The 16,715-nt window shown below is 47.0% G+C and carries 15 protein-coding genes; all 15 read right to left on the bottom strand.

Going from position 1 to position 16,715, the window contains the following annotated elements; genetic code table 11:
- Positions 1 to 4: 4 nt before the first annotated feature.
- The 15 genes from ileS to rsmH all read right to left on the bottom strand — a co-directional run bounded on the left by ileS (position 5) and on the right by rsmH (position 16,705).
- Positions 5 to 2,743: an isoleucine--tRNA ligase gene (gene ileS, locus BM271_RS01640; protein WP_046789902.1), complete on the bottom strand. Its 2,739-nt coding sequence runs from the start codon at positions 2,741 to 2,743 to the stop codon at positions 5 to 7.
- Positions 2,744 to 3,011: 268 nt separating this feature from the next.
- Positions 3,012 to 3,530, bottom strand: coding sequence for a DivIVA domain-containing protein (locus tag BM271_RS01635; RefSeq protein WP_046789901.1), 519 nt, complete (start codon positions 3,528 to 3,530; stop codon positions 3,012 to 3,014).
- 21 nt (positions 3,531 to 3,551) lie between these two features.
- Entirely contained in the window at positions 3,552 to 4,334 is a 783-nt protein-coding gene (locus BM271_RS01630) for a YlmH family RNA-binding protein (RefSeq protein ID WP_052749839.1), read from the bottom strand.
- 126 nt (positions 4,335 to 4,460) lie between these two features.
- Positions 4,461 to 4,766: a YggT family protein gene (locus tag BM271_RS01625; protein ID WP_046789899.1), complete on the bottom strand. Its 306-nt coding sequence runs from the start codon at positions 4,764 to 4,766 to the stop codon at positions 4,461 to 4,463.
- Between the two features lie 11 nt (positions 4,767 to 4,777).
- Positions 4,778 to 5,383, bottom strand: coding sequence for a cell division protein SepF (locus BM271_RS14600; RefSeq protein ID WP_046789898.1), 606 nt, complete (start codon positions 5,381 to 5,383; stop codon positions 4,778 to 4,780).
- A 5-nt stretch (positions 5,384 to 5,388) separates the two neighbouring features.
- Positions 5,389 to 6,030 carry a YggS family pyridoxal phosphate-dependent enzyme gene (locus tag BM271_RS01615; RefSeq protein WP_046789897.1) on the bottom strand — a complete coding sequence of 214 codons (642 nt, stop codon included), beginning with the start codon at positions 6,028 to 6,030 and terminating at the stop codon, positions 5,389 to 5,391.
- A 4-nt stretch (positions 6,031 to 6,034) separates the two neighbouring features.
- Positions 6,035 to 6,805 carry a purine nucleoside phosphorylase YfiH/LACC1 family protein gene (locus BM271_RS01610; protein WP_046789896.1) on the bottom strand — a complete coding sequence of 257 codons (771 nt, stop codon included), beginning with the start codon at positions 6,803 to 6,805 and terminating at the stop codon, positions 6,035 to 6,037.
- 59 nt (positions 6,806 to 6,864) lie between these two features.
- Positions 6,865 to 8,004, bottom strand: a complete 1,140-nt coding sequence (gene ftsZ, locus BM271_RS01605) for a cell division protein FtsZ (protein WP_046789895.1) — start codon at positions 8,002 to 8,004, stop codon at positions 6,865 to 6,867.
- Positions 8,005 to 8,030: 26 nt separating this feature from the next.
- Entirely contained in the window at positions 8,031 to 9,491 is a 1,461-nt protein-coding gene (gene ftsA / locus BM271_RS01600; protein WP_046789894.1) for a cell division protein FtsA, read from the bottom strand.
- Between the two features lie 113 nt (positions 9,492 to 9,604).
- Positions 9,605 to 10,900, bottom strand: coding sequence for a cell division protein FtsQ/DivIB (locus tag BM271_RS01595; protein WP_046789893.1), 1,296 nt, complete (start codon positions 10,898 to 10,900; stop codon positions 9,605 to 9,607).
- Between the two features lie 16 nt (positions 10,901 to 10,916).
- Positions 10,917 to 12,257: a UDP-N-acetylmuramoyl-L-alanine--D-glutamate ligase gene (gene murD, locus BM271_RS01590; RefSeq protein ID WP_046789892.1), complete on the bottom strand. Its 1,341-nt coding sequence runs from the start codon at positions 12,255 to 12,257 to the stop codon at positions 10,917 to 10,919.
- Positions 12,258 to 13,235: a phospho-N-acetylmuramoyl-pentapeptide-transferase gene (mraY, locus tag BM271_RS01585; RefSeq protein WP_046789891.1), complete on the bottom strand. Its 978-nt coding sequence runs from the start codon at positions 13,233 to 13,235 to the stop codon at positions 12,258 to 12,260. It lies immediately after the preceding gene.
- Between the two features lie 11 nt (positions 13,236 to 13,246).
- On the bottom strand, positions 13,247 to 15,277 hold the full coding sequence (locus BM271_RS01580; RefSeq protein ID WP_052749932.1) for a penicillin-binding transpeptidase domain-containing protein: 2,031 nt from the start codon (positions 15,275 to 15,277) through the stop codon (positions 13,247 to 13,249).
- A 106-nt stretch (positions 15,278 to 15,383) separates the two neighbouring features.
- Positions 15,384 to 15,764, bottom strand: a complete 381-nt coding sequence (gene ftsL / locus BM271_RS01575) for a cell division protein FtsL (RefSeq protein WP_046789889.1) — start codon at positions 15,762 to 15,764, stop codon at positions 15,384 to 15,386.
- An 11-nt stretch (positions 15,765 to 15,775) separates the two neighbouring features.
- Positions 15,776 to 16,705, bottom strand: coding sequence for a 16S rRNA (cytosine(1402)-N(4))-methyltransferase RsmH (rsmH, locus tag BM271_RS01570; RefSeq protein WP_046789888.1), 930 nt, complete (start codon positions 16,703 to 16,705; stop codon positions 15,776 to 15,778).
- Between the last annotated feature and the right edge of the window lie 10 nt (positions 16,706 to 16,715).

The raw sequence follows: 16,715 nt of genomic DNA, 5'->3' as shown, positions 1-16,715 counted from the left end.
CCTCCTACAGTGCATCGACAACTTCACGACATCTTGGACAGATATCATCGTCGCCTTCATTGATGGACTCAGCTGTAGAGTAATTCCAGCAGCGTTCACAGCGCGTACCTTCCGCGTGCTCCACTTTCACAGTGACATGGTCATATTGAATACCATCTTCCAGCATGTCTTCAACTTCAACCTGCGAAACGATGAACAGCTGTTCCAGTTTGCCGTTGATGTCATCGAAATTCAAACCTTCCGGCTGTGTCACATAGACTTTGGCTTCGAGTGATTTACCGATTACCTTTTCATTCCTTGCCACTTCGAGTGCCTTGAATACATCGTCCCGGACAGCCATGAAATGCTTCCATTTCTTGACGAGTCCAGCATCCACTTCCGCTTCTTCAGGCAGGTATTCCAAATGGACACTTTCTTTTTCCACATATGGTGTATGCTGGTGGATTTCTTCGGCTGTGTGCACGAGTACAGGCGCAAGAAGCCTGTTCAGCTCCGTCACGATTTTATAGAGCACCGTCTGCATGCTGCGTCTGATATGTGCATTTTCCTGCTCGATGTAAAGGATGTCCTTACCGTAATCCAAATAGAAGTTAGACAGATCGACATTGATATAATTCTGGAGCGCCTGGTACATTGACACATAGTCGTACCTGTCATAGCAGTCGCGCATCAGATTGATCATCTCATTGAATCTTTGGAACATGAACTGATCCACTTCCATCATATCTTCATATGCTACCGAATCTTCCGACGGCTTGAAATCTGCTATGTTACCAAGCAGGAATCTGAATGTATTCCTGATTTTACGGTACACTTCTGAAACCTGTTTAAGAATATCATCAGAAATCCTTACATCTTCTTCGAAATCGGAAGACATTACCCACAGACGGATGATGTCCGCGCCCATCTGTTTCATCACTTTTTCAGGCAGGATGACGTTGCCGACGGATTTGGACATCTTCTTGCCCTGGCCGTCCATGACGAATCCGTGGCTGAGCAGCTCTTTATATGGTGCAATCCCTTTTGTCGCCACACTTGTGATGATGGAGGAGTTGAACCATCCTCTGTACTGGTCGGAACCTTCAAAATAAAGATCTGCAGGATAAGTCAGGTAATCCCGTGTCGCAAGTACACCGCGATGCGTCGATCCGGAATCGAACCAGACATCCATGATATCCGTTTCTTTGGTGAACACTCCGTTTGGAGAGCCCTCATGTGAATAGCCTTCAGGCAGCAGATCTTTTGCGTCCCATTCGAACCATATATTTGATCCATGTTCTTCAAACAGCCCGGCAACATGTTCTATCACATCGGTATCAACGATTTCCTCACCGTTTTCAGCATAGAAGAACGGCAGAGGCACGCCCCATACACGCTGGCGGGAGATGACCCAGTCACCGCGGTTCTTGATCATGTTTGACATGCGTTTACGGTTCCACTCCACCTGGAATTTAGTATCATCCAGTGCATCAATGATATCCTGGCGTACATTGCGGATTGAAGCAAACCACTGCGGTGTCGCACGGAAGATGACAGGTGTCTTCGATCTCCAGTCATGTGGATAGGAGTGTGTGATGAAGTTCATTTTTATGAGTGCTCCGTTTGCATCGAGATCTTCAGTGATCACTTTATTCGCTTTGTCATAGAAAAGTCCTTCATATTTTCCCGCCTCTTCGGTGAAGACTCCTTTGTCATCTACCGGACTGAGGACTCCCAGGTCGTATTTCTGGCCGACGACGAAGTCATCGTCCCCGTGACCGGGTGCGGTATGAACACAGCCCGTACCGCCGTCAAGAGTGACATGGTCCCCAAGGACGACAAGGCTTGTACGGTCGAACAACGGATGCTTTGTCGTTACATATTCGAGTTCCGAACCTTGGAATTCCTTAGTGCGCATCACCTTCTCCTTATCGAGCTCGGCATCTTCACAGTAGGAATCAAGCAGCCCTTCCGCTACGATATATTCTTTGCCCTCATAATTGAACTGCACATAATTCAGTTCAGGATTGACCGCAACAGCGAGGTTTGAAGGAATCGTCCATGGTGTCGTTGTCCAGATGACGATCTGTACTCCCGGCTCGATGACGCCTTTGCCGTCTGCTACGTCAAATCCGACATATATGGACGGGGAGCGCTTGTCTTTATATTCAAGCTCCGCTTCAGCAAGGGAAGATTCACTTACAGGAGACCAGTATATCGGCTTTTTCCCTTTGTAGATCAGTCCTTTCGCCACCATATCTTTCAGTACACGGACCTGTGCCGCTTCAAACTCCGGCTTATATGTGAGGTACGGGTTATCCCATTCGCCGTCGATTCCCATGCGCTTGAATCCTTCACGCTGCTGGTCGATCTGGGTATTGGCAAATTCGATGCATTTGTTCCTGAATTCCTCGATGGACATGCTCTTGCGGTCCACGCCCTTATTGGTCAGCGCCTGCTCGATCGGCAGTCCGTGTGTATCCCAGCCCGGCACATAAGGTGAATAGTAACCGCGCATCTGTTTGTTTCTAATGATGATATCCTTGATGATCTTATTCAGCGCATGCCCCATATGAAGCGATCCATTGGCATACGGCGGACCGTCATGAAGAACATACGGCGTATTGCCTTCGTTCAATTTCAATTTCTTTTCATACAGGTTGTTTTTGCGCCACTCTTCCTGCATCTGCGGTTCTTTATTCACAAGCCCGCCCCGCATTTTAAATTTTGTTTTGGGCATCAGCAATGTCTCTTTGTAGTCCATTTCCGTTAACTCCTTTTTTAATGTGTGATAATAAAAAAGACTCCGGCCAGAGGTCAACAGGGGCGAATCTATATCCGCGGTACCACCCTTATTGACTCAGGTCATGAGTCCACTTGTCCAATATATATCAAATACATCATTAGTGATATCAGCACCGTCACTCTAAGCCGGAGCTTTCACCATCCTCCGGTCGCTGGTATCACTCGATGACGCCTGCATGTCTAACAATACTATTATTATGCTAAATATATGCCAATCCGTCAATATGTCATTCGTTTGATTTTGATTCCCTGTCTTCCAGGTCATCCACACGATGTTCCTGATTCTGTTCGAAATCGAGGAGATAATCCCAGTCTTCGGATTTCAGCAGATCGAGCTGTGCCTCCACCAGCATCTTGAATCTCGCCCTGAATATTTTGGATTGACGTTTCATATCTTCAGTCTGTGATGCAATGTGACGGGCGCGGGCCAGTGCATCTTCTATGATGCGTTCACGTTCAGCCCCGGCTCCCGTTACTATTTCATCCGCTCTATCCTTGGCAACGCGCTTTGTTTCATCTCCTGCACGCTGCGCAGTCAGTATCGCTTCATTGATGCTCGTCTCCACATTCCTGAAACTGTTCAGATTCTCTTCCCTGTCTTCCAGCAGGCCTTCAAGCTGTCTTATTTTCGCGTCGCGGGACTCCACTTCCTCCTGAAGTCTCTTCAGATGATCGCGCACCTCTTTTTCGTCCAGACCGCGGTACACTGTTGCGAATTTCCTATTCACCGCTTCTTCTCTATCCATATCTTTCACCTCAACTTGTGTTTACCCGTCTCTGTACAGTCTAACCGCGAGCCGGTATTTCCCTTTTCTAGTTTCCGCGATCAATGAATCGATGCGGAACCGTCCGAAGTGCCTCACCGATATGATATCGCCGGTTTCCATTATAAAGGATGGTTCGGTAACAATCGAATGATTTACCTTCACTTTACCTTTTTCAACACGGGTTTTGGATTTGGATCTTCCTTCATTAATGACTTCGGATATGATTGTATCCAGCCTGAAAGAGGAAGAAAGAATATCAGCCTGTTTCCCGTCATCAGCCGCATCCATGAATGCTTCATGGGGGATTTCATTCAGAGTGACCGGTGCATTCCTGATTCTCTCGAGGGACTGCTTGAACAGTGGTGCGTATGGCCTGGCAATCGCGAGCTGGATCCGTTGACCTACTACGATATCACCTATGAGAGAACGGTCGACGCCCACGTTCATGACTGCTCCGAGCACATTACGGTGATTCAATGTGACAAATTTTTCCGGGTAGTCTATTTCATAGACAAGCACTTCAAAATCATCTTTCTCCACTTCAAGAAGTTCGGGAATGATCATTGCCCGCCTTCTCTCACGGTCCCGGCCCCCGCCGCCATAAAATTCCACTCTCAGCCCAGGGTATGATCCGGCAATACTTTCCACAATCCGCCGTTCCCTCGGGTCCAGAAAATCCAGGAGCACCGGATAGTAATCCCTGTCTGCAATTTCAAATTTGCCATTCAGCATCGTAATCTTCTCATGCTCTTCTTTTCTGAAATGCTGATAGATCTCTTTCATCATTCATCCTCCGCCATCTTGCTTTATATACTTATATTACCATAAAAAAAAGAATGGACGCCCATGGCAGAATGCACATTAAGGATGTGATTTCCGCCAGACGCCCCGTATCATTATATATTCAATTTAAACCAGTGCCGTAATGATTGCCTGGAAGATGGAATTCAATCCTCTCAGGAACAGGTTTAGACCGATGATCAGAATGATCGGAGACAGATCAAGCATCCCGCCAAGCGGCGGAATCAGCTTTCTGACCGGCTCCAGAATCGGCTCGTAGATTTTACCGAGTATTTGTCCGAAAGACGACTCCCGGAGGGCCGGCAGCCATGAACTTAAAATATATATGATCAGACCCCATGTGAATATGGGGAAGACTGTATTGATAAAATTCCGTATGAACAACAGTATTTCAATGATTAATTGATTATCCAAAATAACTCTCCTTAAATTTCATCTGAGTGGTCTTTCTGTCCGCTGATTTCCCCTTCTACGCCTACGCTGTTGGGCGTGCACAGGAAGATGTCACTGCCGACTTTCTGGATATCGCCGTCGAGTGCATAAACAGTTCCGCTCAGAAAATCAACAATACGCTTCTTCGGACCATGATCTACTTTGGATAGATTAACCAATGCTGCGCGTTCATGTTTCAATTCATCAGCAATATCCTGCGTTTCTGAAAATACCCTGGGTTCGAAAAGACAAACTTTCGTATTGCTCGTTTCTGCCGTCATCAGCTTCGTCTCCTTCTCGTTCCTGTTTGTGCTTCTATCTTTCTCCTGGCGTTTTGCAGCTGATTTCCTTCTTTCAGGACCCCGAATGCCTTCCGCCATCTTTTTTCCCCGGACATTCTGATTCTGGTCTTTCGGCTGTTTTTTATCTGTCGGTTTATCTGCTTTTACCGGTTCAGGGCGTCTTCTGGCAGACTGTTCAAAGCTTGTAACCTTTGGATTCTGCTCTGACTGTTTCTTCTGCGGTTCTGAAGTTTCTGCGGGGACGTCCTCTTCATATTCTACGACGAATATATCTTTGAAAAACTTTTTGATGGCCATGGCATTCACCTGCTTCCCATAATTTTGCTGCCGATCCGGACGAAAGTCGCCCCATTTTGGAGCGCAATATCATAATCATTGCTCATTCCCATGCTGAGCTCTTTTATCTGTATGTTAGCACGATTGTCTTCTGCAAGCTTTTGTTTAAGCTCGGATAATCTTTTGAACACTTCAGAAATAAGTGACCTGTCTTCAGTATGCGGTGCCATGGTCATCAGTCCGATGACCTCGATCTTTTCATACTCACTCAAGGTTTCCAGAAATTCCGGAACCTCTTCCGGTATGAGACCGTGTTTGGAATCTTCACCGGAGACATTTACCTGTATAAAACATTTTACCGTATGATTGCTGTATTGTTCAATTTTTTTGGCAATCGATTCACGATCCAGTGAATGCAGATAATAAAGGTCATCTGCAATCTGTTTCACTTTGCGTGACTGCAGTGTACCTATGAAATGTACGTTAGCATCTGCTGGAAGTGCCTTTCTCTTCTCGAGGAAACCTTCCGGACGGTTTTCACCAAAATCCCGGACACCGGCTTCGTATGCTTCCAGAGTCTCTTCGACCGTATGGTACTTTGTCACGGCAATGATTGTCGCCTCATCACCGATTTCCTGCCTGATATTTGTGTAATTATCTTTGATCATTTATCTATTTCCTCCCGATGAATGCAAGGGCACGGCCCGTACCGCCTGATTCCAGACGATAGGAGAAGAACCTTTCCAAGTCTTCGGTTCCGACTTCCGTGACATGGACTGAATCCGGTTCTACACCGGCCCTGACTGCCTGATGGCGGTTGACGGCTTTAAGGTCAAGATCATACCCTTCATCGTGCCTCGTTACAGCCTCCTGCGGCAGTCCAGCTGCTTCCAGTGCGCTGATCACCCTGTCATCAACAGTATAACAGGAACTGTTGATGGCCACACCGATGACAACTTCAAGATCTTCCGGATTTCCGTCATACGTCTCAGCCATCCGGCCTGTGATGTTATGTGATGTCCCCCGCCATCCGGCATGCGCCAGTGCAGTGAAACTGTTTTTCCTGCTCCACATATAGACCGGAACACAGTCAGCAAAATTCATGGTGAGCAGTAAATCACGATTATATGTATAGATTCCGTCCACATCATAAAGAGCATCTGTCAATTGCCGTACATTTATACCTGCATCCTGTTCTGATACTTCACGGATATTTCCTCCGTGTTTCTGCACAGGCAGTACCCATTTGTCCGGGTCAATGCCGATTTCTGCAGCAAGGGCATCCTGATGCGCATGGACATTCGCAGAATCATCCCCAATATAAAGCGCCATGTTGAAGCTTTCGCTTGGATAATTACTCCTGCCGGCAGTCCGTTTAGTGTACCCGAGAAGTATATCACGATTTTTAAAACCCATGTAATGCTGATGATTTTCAAGATTCATAATGAACACACCTCAAAAAATAAGTCAGAAAGGCACGCCCTTCTGACTTAAGTCCTATTCTATCGTCTGCGCCTTGAACGGTTTCTAAGGAATGTCGGCACTTCGTAATCATCATCTTTCGTTTCTGCAGTGTTTCTTTCCGGTTCGCGTGCCGGGCGTGACGGTGGTGTCTCCTCGGCTCTCTGTGAAGTCGGATAGGAAACGGAATCTCTTTTCTCTTCTCTTTCAGGAGTTCTGTTCACAGATTTTTCATTGAAGCCGGTCGCAATTACAGTAACGACGATTTCATCTTCAAGTTCAGGGTTGATTACTGTACCGAAGATCATATTCACATCTTCGTCAGCTGCATCCTGTACGATATCCGCAGCTTCCTGCGCTTCGAACAGTGAAAGGGATTCTCCGCCTGTAATGTTCATGAGGACGCCCTGCGCACCTACGATCGATGTTTCGAGCAATGGGCTTGAAATGGCTTTTTTAGCCGCTTCTATCGCCCGGTTTTCGCCGCTGGATACGCCGATACCCATGAGTGCAGAACCCTGGTTTGTCATGATTGTCTTAATGTCTGCAAAGTCAAGGTTTACTTCACCGCTTACAGCAATCAGGTCAGAAATACCCTGAACACCCTGACGGAGTACGTTATCCGCTTCTTTGAAAGCTTCCATCATCGGAGTGGATTTATCCACGATATCAAGAAGTCTGTCGTTAGGGATGACGATAAGTGTATCTACAGCCGCCTTCATTGCGTCTACGCCGGCTGCTGCCTGAGTCTGACGCTTTCTGCCTTCAAATGAGAATGGTCTTGTAACGACACCTACTGTCAGGGCCCCCATCTCTTTAGCAATTTTGGCGACTACAGGGGCGGCTCCGGTACCGGTGCCGCCGCCCATTCCGGCAGTGACGAATACCATGTCCGCACCCTGGATTGCATCTTCGATCTGCTCACGGGACTCTTCAGCGGCTTTTTTACCGATGTCAGGGTTGGCGCCTGCACCGAGTCCGCGTGTCAGTTTTTCACCGATTTGGATTTTAGATTCAGCTTTTGAAAGATTCAATGCCTGTCCATCTGTATTAATCGCGATGAACTCTACATTCTGTATTCCATCGTCTATCATGCGGTTGACAGCATTATTACCGCCGCCGCCGACACCGATGACTTTCAGTGAAGCCATATGGTTGAAACCTTGCTCAAATTCTAACATTTTATTTTTCCTCCCAGTCATTCATCTTACTCAAACAAATTTTTAAATAGCTTCTTCATATATCCACGGTAGTCCTTAGGTTCGTTCGGGCGTTTTGCTTCTTCATCACTTTTTGTGACCGGTTCATCCGAACGTTCCTCATCATAAGCATAGTCGGAGTATTCTTCATCGTTTTGAGAAGGTTCCGCACTTCCGTCATCATAGGAGTACTGAGTCTTTTCCTCTTCCATCTGCCGTGCGTTATTCTCTTTACGTTTATTGAAAAGTCCCGTAAAGAAGCTTCCAGAGTCCTCTGCAGGAGTTTCTTCCACCGCTTCTTCAGGCTCCGTCTCATAATTATTAATTGTAACATATTCAAGTAGTTCATCAAACATTATTCCACTGGATATAGTAGAAATGGCACTGGAGTATTCAGGCTTCCTTGCCCCCATCTGTTTAGGGATATGAATCCTGATCTTTTCACTTACGAGGTCCTGCAGCAATTCTTTTACTCCCAGCAGGTTGACGGTGCCGCCTGTAACGACAAAACCGCCGCTCACCCTTGTAATGCCGGCCTCCTGGAGCTCAGTGAATACATCAAGCAGCATCTCCTCAAGTCTCAGCTCGATGATATCCGCCAGATCTTTCGGCGTCACTTCAATATCGGGTTCTCCGTCCCTCTGAGGCAGTTTGACGATATCTTCGTCCGATGCGAGGTCGAAAAACGCATGGCCGTATTGGTGTTTCACCTTCTCTGCGACTTCGAATGGTGTATTGAATGCTTCCGACAGATCATTCGTAATATGGTTGCCGCCGACAGGCAGACTCCCTGCATATTTCAATGCACCGCGCTCATAATATCCGAATTGTGTCAGGTCCGCACCGATGTCGATTACGACTCCGCCGAGCTCGACTTCGGATTCGCTGAGGACATGCTGATAGTTAACAGCGTCTGAATAGACATCGAGCACAGTCAGACCTGCGTCCTCTACACATTTGACAGCATTCATCAGCAATGAACGGTTTATGAGGATGAGTCCTGCATTGACTGAAAGTGACTGCGTTGCCATCATCTCTTTCGGATCCGCCACCTCATGCAGGTCATCCACTTTGAAGTAATTCGGAAATACAGTGATAACCTCTTTGTCACTGTGCATCTCCTTCTCCCTGATTGTTTCGAGAAGCTCTTCAATATGTTCTCCGTTGATTTCCGTTGATTGTCCTCCAAAACGGAGTTCCTCTTCACCCGTTCTGAAATCTGTATCAGTTATCGGCATTTTAAGAAAGACTTCATCAATTTCAATCCCTGATGAAATCTTGGCTTTTTTTATTGTATCTTTTATAGCATTTCTTGCCAGTTCAAAATCTCTGATCATCCCTTTGGATATCCCTTCAGTGAAGGTCTGACCGGTACCGATGACGTTTACACCATCATGGAACTTTTCGCCAACCACCGCTTTGACACTGGTGGAACCGATATCAAGGGCAACATAGTAATGTTCCTTCAACTCGTTTGCCTCCTAGCAAGCTTTTTCAGTTTTCTCTATATATAGTTTACATTATACCTTTCATATTGTGAACTATTTAGGAAGAATAGTCCAGTAAAAAAATGGACGGGGAATCACTCTTCCCCGTCCCCGAAACCAGATAATACTTCTTTTACATTTCCAAGCGAGCCACTTACATCTTCTATATACTGCGCCTGTACAGGTGTTTCGTAAATGCCCTGCTTGATATCCTCAGCCTCTGCACTGTCATAAGGCAGGAAACTGCTGCCGATTTCAAGATCAATTACACCTGCTGTACTGTCTCCGATTTCATTGCGCATTCCGATGTAGTAGTTCATCTTGCTGTCGATTGTACGGTAATCTGCTACAATTTCCTGTCCGTCATTCATGAACATATGGATTCTTGTTGATGATTGTTCTGACGGACGGTAATATATTTCGGATATCCCGTCCAATATAGAAGGTTCTATTTTGCTCAGACTGGAAACCAGAGCATCAAACTCTTCTCCCTCAAAGTAATGGAGTATCGGTGCTTCTTTAGGTGCTGCGGGAGAACCGCGCAGTACTCTTGCATTTTCCAGAACCGGATAATAGCTCCCACTGTTGGTGACGTAACCAAGTGCACGATATTCGGAAATATTGACATCCACACCGTTCCACCAAGATCGTTCCACCTGCACTTCCTCAATCGCCGGCAACAATGAAATGTTCTCTTCCGCCCGGCCTGTATCGATACTGAACATCTTATCCCCTTCTGCAAATTGGAGACGTTCGGCAATTTCGTCATCACTGATCAGACTGTTCCCCGATATGCTGATCTCTTTTACAGCACTTGCACTGGAAAAAACATACCAGACAAGGACGCCGAACATCAGGATGGCCAGCAGGACAAGACTTGTATAGACATGCACACGTCTCGGTTTTTTTAAATATGCCTTTAACGGCTTTCTTTCTTTTTTCGGTTTTGCTTTCGCTTTATCTTCCGCCGCTCTCTTTTTGACGGAAGAGTCATCTTTCCCGGCCCCATTCCGCTTCTCTTTGCCGGATGTTTTCCTGGAACTGTTGAAAGTATCGACGGAAATCGGTTTGCCGTCCCTGGTGAAGGTTTCTATCTCACCGGTGTCTTCATCATCCTCTCCCCCGTAATTTCCGGCGGCATGTTCGGAGGAAGACCCCCCGGCCGGTTTCGCTGCGGAGGGGATGTTTTCCTCAGACGATGGTCGGTGCAATGAATCATCAGGATTTACAGACGGCTTGCTTTCCGGCAGGGTTTGCTTACGGGATTCCCATTCCGGTTCGCCTTCAAGACGCGCCCTGAGCATATCATCTTTTTCCCTGCCGTCATTCCCGCTTTGATTTTCATCTTTCAGTTTCTTTTTGAGATTGTCAATATCCGGACGTTCTTCCATCGGCTCACCTCCTGATTCAGTCTTCTAAACTGCTGAAACCTTCTTTAAAATGATCGCCCCGTGCTTCGTAATCCTTGTACTGGTCCCAGCTTGCACAGGCAGGTGAAAACAGTACCGTATCTCCCTGTTCGCTTATTTCCGCTGCAAGCCGGATCGCATCATAGGGATTTTGTGCGGTCAGAGCTTCCTTGTGTGTCTTTTCCGCCAATTCCAGAAACTTATATTTTGTCTCACCAAAAGTGATGATCGTCCTTATACGGTCCATCCGGGGAATAAGATCGTCAACCGATTGCCCCCTGTCAAGACCGCCGGCAATCCAGATCACCGGTGTTTTGAACGTTTTCAGAGCAAAGGATGTTGCCAGATTATTCGTCGCCTTCGAATCATTATAGTAGGCGGTGCCACCGTGTGTTCCCAGATATTCCATACGGTGCGGGATGCCTCCGAACTCTTTCAATGTCCTGATGATCCCTTCGTCCGTTGCACCATTTGTCTTGGCGGCGATGACGGCAGCAAGAATATTCTCGTGGTTATGCGCCCCCATCAGCTTCACTTCATCCACATGGATAAGCGGAGTATCTTTATAAGTGATCATCCCTTCTCTGATGCAGGCACTTGCTTCGCCTCCGACGGAAAAATACTCCGTATCGATCGTGTGATCCAATTTTTCAAGTTTTTCTTTTTGCATACCATTGAAGATCAGCTTATCCTGCCGTCCCATATTTCTGAGAAGATTCAGTTTCGCGGCTTCATATGCTTCCACTGAACCATGATAGTCAATATGTGCTTCATAAATATTCGTGATCACTGCTGTATCCGGTTTAAAATCTCTGATGCCCATAAGCTGGAAAGATGACAGCTCCATTACGAGAATGGTGTCCCCGGTTGCCTCCTTTGCCGCACTGCTGGCCGGATATCCGATATTACCGCATAGAATCGAATCCAGTCCGGACTGGTTCAGCATCTCACCGATCAGATGGGTCACGGTAGTCTTGCCGTTCGTCCCGGTAATGCCGATAATCGGTGCCTCTGAGATATGACCTGCAATCTCCACTTCAGTGATGATCGGAATCCCCCTTTTTACTGCTTCCTTCAGAAATTCTATTTCATAGGGGATCCCCGGATTTTTAACGATAATCTCTGCATCGTTCAAAAGGCTCGATGGATGGTGGCCGTCAACAATTTCAACGCCCCACCCTTTCATTGTCTGTCTGACACGCTCGTCCGCTAAAATTTCGTTCGTCGTCAGAACTACGTGGGCGCCGAGTGAGACCAGTGCAGAAACAGCGCTTCTGCCGCTTCGCCCATAACCCAGGACGATGACTCTTTTATTTTTGAATCCATCATATTTTTCCATTTATATTGCCCCCAACAATACGCCGAGAGCACCGGCTGCTGCTCCGGTCGCCCAAAAGACGATGACAATTTTCCATTCGCTCCAGCCGATGAGTTCAAAATGATGGTGGATCGGTGTCATTTTAAAAATACGTCTGCCGGTCAGTTTGAATGAGGCGACCTGCAGCATGACCGACGCTGTCTCTATGACGAACACAATGCCGATGATGAGCAGCAGGAGGCTGTCATTCAGCATGATTGAAACTGTCGCGATGATCCCGCCGAGCGCAAGCGATCCGGTGTCACCCATGAACAGCTTTGCAGGATATTTATTGTAGACCAGAAATCCGGCAAGGGCTCCTATCATGATGACCAGGAAAAGCGCCACTGCCATCTCTCCGCGCATCAGTGCAATGGCAAGGAAACTGCCGAATGCAATGATTGAAAGACCGGTGGCCAGACCATCCAGTCCGTCCGTCAGGTTTACAGCATTGGAAAAGCCCACCTGCCAGAAGACGATCCACACGATGAATAAAATCCCGAGGGGAATATTAAAACCAGTTCCCGGAATATGTACAGCAGATGAAATATCAGGAATCGCAAAAGTCATGATGAAATAAACGATGACCGAGACGAGTATCTGCGCCAGAAACTTCTGTTTTGACGTCAGCCCCGTATTGTCTTTCTTTACGACAATGATGTAATCATCAATGAAGCCGATCAGTCCAAAGCCGACTGTGACTATGATCAGGACGAGCATTTTGTATGGGTCATCAACAAACAGCAGTGATATGAGAGCGAGCACCAGAATCGGGACCAGATAAGTCAGACCGCCCATTGTCGGCGTGCCTGTCTTCACCTGATGGCTTTCGGGCCCTTCTTTTCTGATCGACTGGCCAAATTTCATGCGTTTTAAAATCGGGATGGAGACCGGTACAAATACCGCAGTGAGTATAAAGGCAGCCAGCCCTAAAATTGATAATGGTAATAGTGTAAACATTTTGTCCTCCTCTAATCATTCGGATCATTCGATGACAGTGTCAACTCCAGAGCCGTATCTTCAGTTATCGGTGTTTCCGGTGCTACAGATTGTTCCTGAACAAAGCCTTCGCCTTCTACAGAGACATCGATTCCCATGAACTCACCAAACATCAGGGTTTCTCTTTTCGACAGTCCTGTAAGATCAGGCATCAGCTGTTCACCATCCGTTTTTACAAAGAATGTATCATATGGCAATAGTGTATCATTTTTTGGATAATGATCTACAATTTCTTCCCCGTCACCGGTGATGATCGTCTGTATCGTGTCTTTGGCTGCCGGTTCTGCTTCAGAAAGTGTCTGCCCGGTATAGTCGCCGACTTCAACCGCTTCCCCGCCTGTACCGTCATCTCCACCTTCGACTTCCAGGTATTTCAATGTGCGTTCCATCAAAGGATTAAACCCATGCATAACGCCGTAGTCCCATGTATCCGATTTATTTTTACTTGCCAGCTTGATACCGTAGTAGATGATGACTTCAGGATCGTCTTCCGGTGCATAGCCGAGGAATGATGTCAGGAATTCATAATCGCCGTCCATATATCCCCCGCCCTCAGGATCGATGATCTGTGCCGTACCGGATTTTCCGGCGACTTCATAATCCTCCAGCAGATACTGCGAGTTGTGATCTTCGGAACCGCCGACCAGAGTATTGATCTCTTCCTGCGTCTTATTCGCGGCTTCTTCCGGGATGACCTGGCGTACGACGGTCTCTTTTCCGTCATGTATCACTTCACCTGTCTCCGGGTCCGTAATCTCATCGACGACATACGGTTTTTTCATCTTGCCGCCGTTGAGGATCGCTGTCATACCCTGGATCATCTGTATTGGTGTAACAGTGGATGTCTGGCCGAATGAAGTTGTTTTCCGCTGCAGTTCATTATCCCATGCCAGAATGCCTGATGGCTCATTCGGGAATTCAGAGCCCGTCGGTTCACCAAACCCGAATTTTTTGTAATACTCGAGCATCTTGTCTTCCCCGACTTTATCCTGCAGGAGCATCATCAGTGCATTGGATGAATACTGCATGCCCTGATTGTAGGTGATTTCTCCCCATCCTTCTTTCTGCCAATCGTAAATCGTATGTCCATTGACATCATAGGAACCTGATTCATATGTTGCATTCGGATCATACTCACCTTCCGCGATTGCGGCAGCCAGACCGAACACCTTGAATGTGGAGCCCGGTTCAAAGGAATATTGATAGAGCATATTCAGCCAGCTGTTGCCGAATCCTTCCCGTGTCCTCGGATTGAATGAAGGTCTCTGGCCACTTGCCAGGATTTCACCTGTTTTTGCATCAGCGACCACGGCAAAAAGTTCTTCCGGCTCAAAATGTTCCTCCATGGTATCAAGAGAATCCTCCAGATAAAGCTGGATGTTCGAATCGATCGTCAATTTCATATTCGCTCCGTCCTGCGGCGGTTTCACCGTATCGGTATTTGGAACGATATACCCCCACAGGTCCTGCGTATAGTTTATTTTTCCGTCCTGACCGCTCAGGACATCATTATAGGCACGCTCCAGCCCCATCTGTCCGGACAGCTCATCACTGCCTTCCGACTCTTCTGCATATCCGATGAGATGTGAGGCAAAGTCCCCGTTCGGATAGAACCGCTTGGTTTCCGCGACGAATACAAGACCCGAGACTCCGGACTCCTCCAAGGTCTTCTTCTGATTATATGAAAGGTCTCTGCCTTCCTTACCGAATTCAACCTGGAACTGTTTCTTCTCAACGCCTTCTTTTATGCGCGCTTCTATATCTTCCTGGTCCATGTCAATCACACCGGCAAGCGTCTCTGCCGCTTTTTTGGGATCTGTGACATGATTCGGGTAATCAGAATCGGTTATCAAAGCCAGGCGGTAGGACTCCATATCACTGGCCAGGACATTACCGTCCCTGTCCGTTATTTCTCCGCGTTCCGCTTCGGTGACCGCCGAGCGTGTAAATTTATCATGGCCATGTGCCACGAGATCTTCATCATCCAGCGTTTTGGCAATCATTAAATAACTGAATTGCCAAAATATGCAAACAAAAAGCACTCCTATACCAAGATAAATTAGGAGCGCACCGACTGATAGTCTTTTTGTTTTATCGCCAAGCTTAAATCTAATCCTTGCCATACTTCTCAGCAACCTTTACATTTCCATTGTCCAGATCAAGTCCGAGTTCATTTGCCTTTTCATATATTCTGTCATAGGATGCAAGATGCGTCACTTCCGTCTTGAGCTCGCTGATCTCGCCTTCCTTGATTGCAATTTCATTTTCAATCTGCGTCTTTTCCGTCTGCAGTTCGTAAGCATCCATTTTTAAAGATAGCACATAAATCGCTGCAGCCGCAATCAAAACCAGTAACGTCAGATAAACAAGGGTCTCTGCTTTTTTCAGACTGACAAAGCGTGTTCTGGTTCTCGTCCGGGATTTCTTCTCTACCTTCGGTTCAACCTGCGTTTCAGGAAGAACATTCCGGGTGTAACTCTCTACTGCCATAATAACACTCCCTACTTCTGCTTCTCTGCAATTCGTAATTTGGCACTTCTTGCCCGAGGATTATTCTCCAGTGCATCTTCATCTGCAATGATCGGTTTTCTGTTTACGCGTTTTAAAATCGGCTGGTATGCTTCGGGAACCACCGGCATATTCCTTGGCAGCTCAGGTCCTTTTTCATATTCCACAAACATCTGTTTACATATTCTATCTTCCAGTGAATGGAAAGTGATGACTGACACTCTTCCACCTTTATCCAGAAGTTTGATTGCCTGTTCGAGTGAACGTTCAAATACACCCAATTCGTCATTCACTGCAATCCGCAAGGCCTGAAAAACACGTTTGGCCGGGTGGCCGCCCGTCCTTCTGAACTTGTGCGGAATCTGGGATTTGATGATTTCAGTCAGTTCTGTGGTCGTCTCAATTGGAGCGTCAGCCCTGCGCCGCTCTATCTCCCGCGCAATCTTTTTGGAGAATTTTTCTTCCCCGTATCTGAAAAAGATGCTTACGAGCTGCTCATATGAATAATCATTGACTATTTCATGTGCATCGAGGTCGCGGCTCTGATCCATTCTCATATCGAGCCTTGCTTCCCTGGAATGGCTGAAACCGCGTTCCGTTACATCGAGCTGCGGGCTCGACACACCCAGGTCGTATAAAATACCGTCAATCTTATGTACATTTATGTTTTCAAGTTCTTCCTGCAAGTTTTCAAAGTTGGCACGGATCAACGTCAGGTTTTCCCTATCCTTGAATTTCTCTTCAGCATTCCTGATGGCTGTCGCGTCCTGATCAAAAGCGATGAGCCTTCCTGTTGTCAGCTGATCGAGAAGGTAAGCAGTGTGACCGCCCCCACCCAGGGTGGCATCCACATAAATACCTTCCGGATGTACATTTAGTCCATCCACTGTTTCTTCCAATAGAACGGTCTCGTGTCTGAACATTCCTTCACAC

Source organism: Salinicoccus halodurans (assembly GCF_900114445.1).
Classification (GTDB): Bacteria; Bacillota; Bacilli; order Staphylococcales; family Salinicoccaceae; genus Salinicoccus; species Salinicoccus halodurans.
Note: the sequence above shows the minus strand (reverse complement) of the source record. Positions and strands in the feature narration are given on the sequence as shown.

What these genes read in the sequence shown, in the direction of transcription:
- ileS (WP_046789902.1), bottom strand. Translation starts at nt 2,743, where the DNA reads ATGGACTACAAAGAGACATTGCTGATGCCCAAAACAAAATTTAAAATG.
- BM271_RS01635 (WP_046789901.1), bottom strand. Translation starts at nt 3,530, where the DNA reads ATGGATAGAGAAGAAGCGGTGAATAGGAAATTCGCAACAGTGTACCGC.
- BM271_RS01630 (WP_052749839.1), bottom strand. Translation starts at nt 4,334, where the DNA reads ATGAAAGAGATCTATCAGCATTTCAGAAAAGAAGAGCATGAGAAGATT.
- BM271_RS14600 (WP_046789898.1), bottom strand. Translation starts at nt 5,383, where the DNA reads ATGGCCATCAAAAAGTTTTTCAAAGATATATTCGTCGTAGAATATGAA.
- BM271_RS01615 (WP_046789897.1), bottom strand. Translation starts at nt 6,030, where the DNA reads ATGATCAAAGATAATTACACAAATATCAGGCAGGAAATCGGTGATGAG.
- BM271_RS01610 (WP_046789896.1), bottom strand. Translation starts at nt 6,805, where the DNA reads ATGAATCTTGAAAATCATCAGCATTACATGGGTTTTAAAAATCGTGAT.
- ftsZ (WP_046789895.1), bottom strand. Translation starts at nt 8,004, where the DNA reads ATGTTAGAATTTGAGCAAGGTTTCAACCATATGGCTTCACTGAAAGTC.
- BM271_RS01595 (WP_046789893.1), bottom strand. Translation starts at nt 10,900, where the DNA reads ATGGAAGAACGTCCGGATATTGACAATCTCAAAAAGAAACTGAAAGAT.
- murD (WP_046789892.1), bottom strand. Translation starts at nt 12,257, where the DNA reads ATGGAAAAATATGATGGATTCAAAAATAAAAGAGTCATCGTCCTGGGT.
- mraY (WP_046789891.1), bottom strand. Translation starts at nt 13,235, where the DNA reads ATGTTTACACTATTACCATTATCAATTTTAGGGCTGGCTGCCTTTATA.
- BM271_RS01580 (WP_052749932.1), bottom strand. Translation starts at nt 15,277, where the DNA reads ATGATTGCCAAAACGCTGGATGATGAAGATCTCGTGGCACATGGCCAT.
- ftsL (WP_046789889.1), bottom strand. Translation starts at nt 15,764, where the DNA reads ATGGCAGTAGAGAGTTACACCCGGAATGTTCTTCCTGAAACGCAGGTT.
- rsmH (WP_046789888.1), bottom strand. Translation starts at nt 16,705, where the DNA reads ATGTTCAGACACGAGACCGTTCTATTGGAAGAAACAGTGGATGGACTA.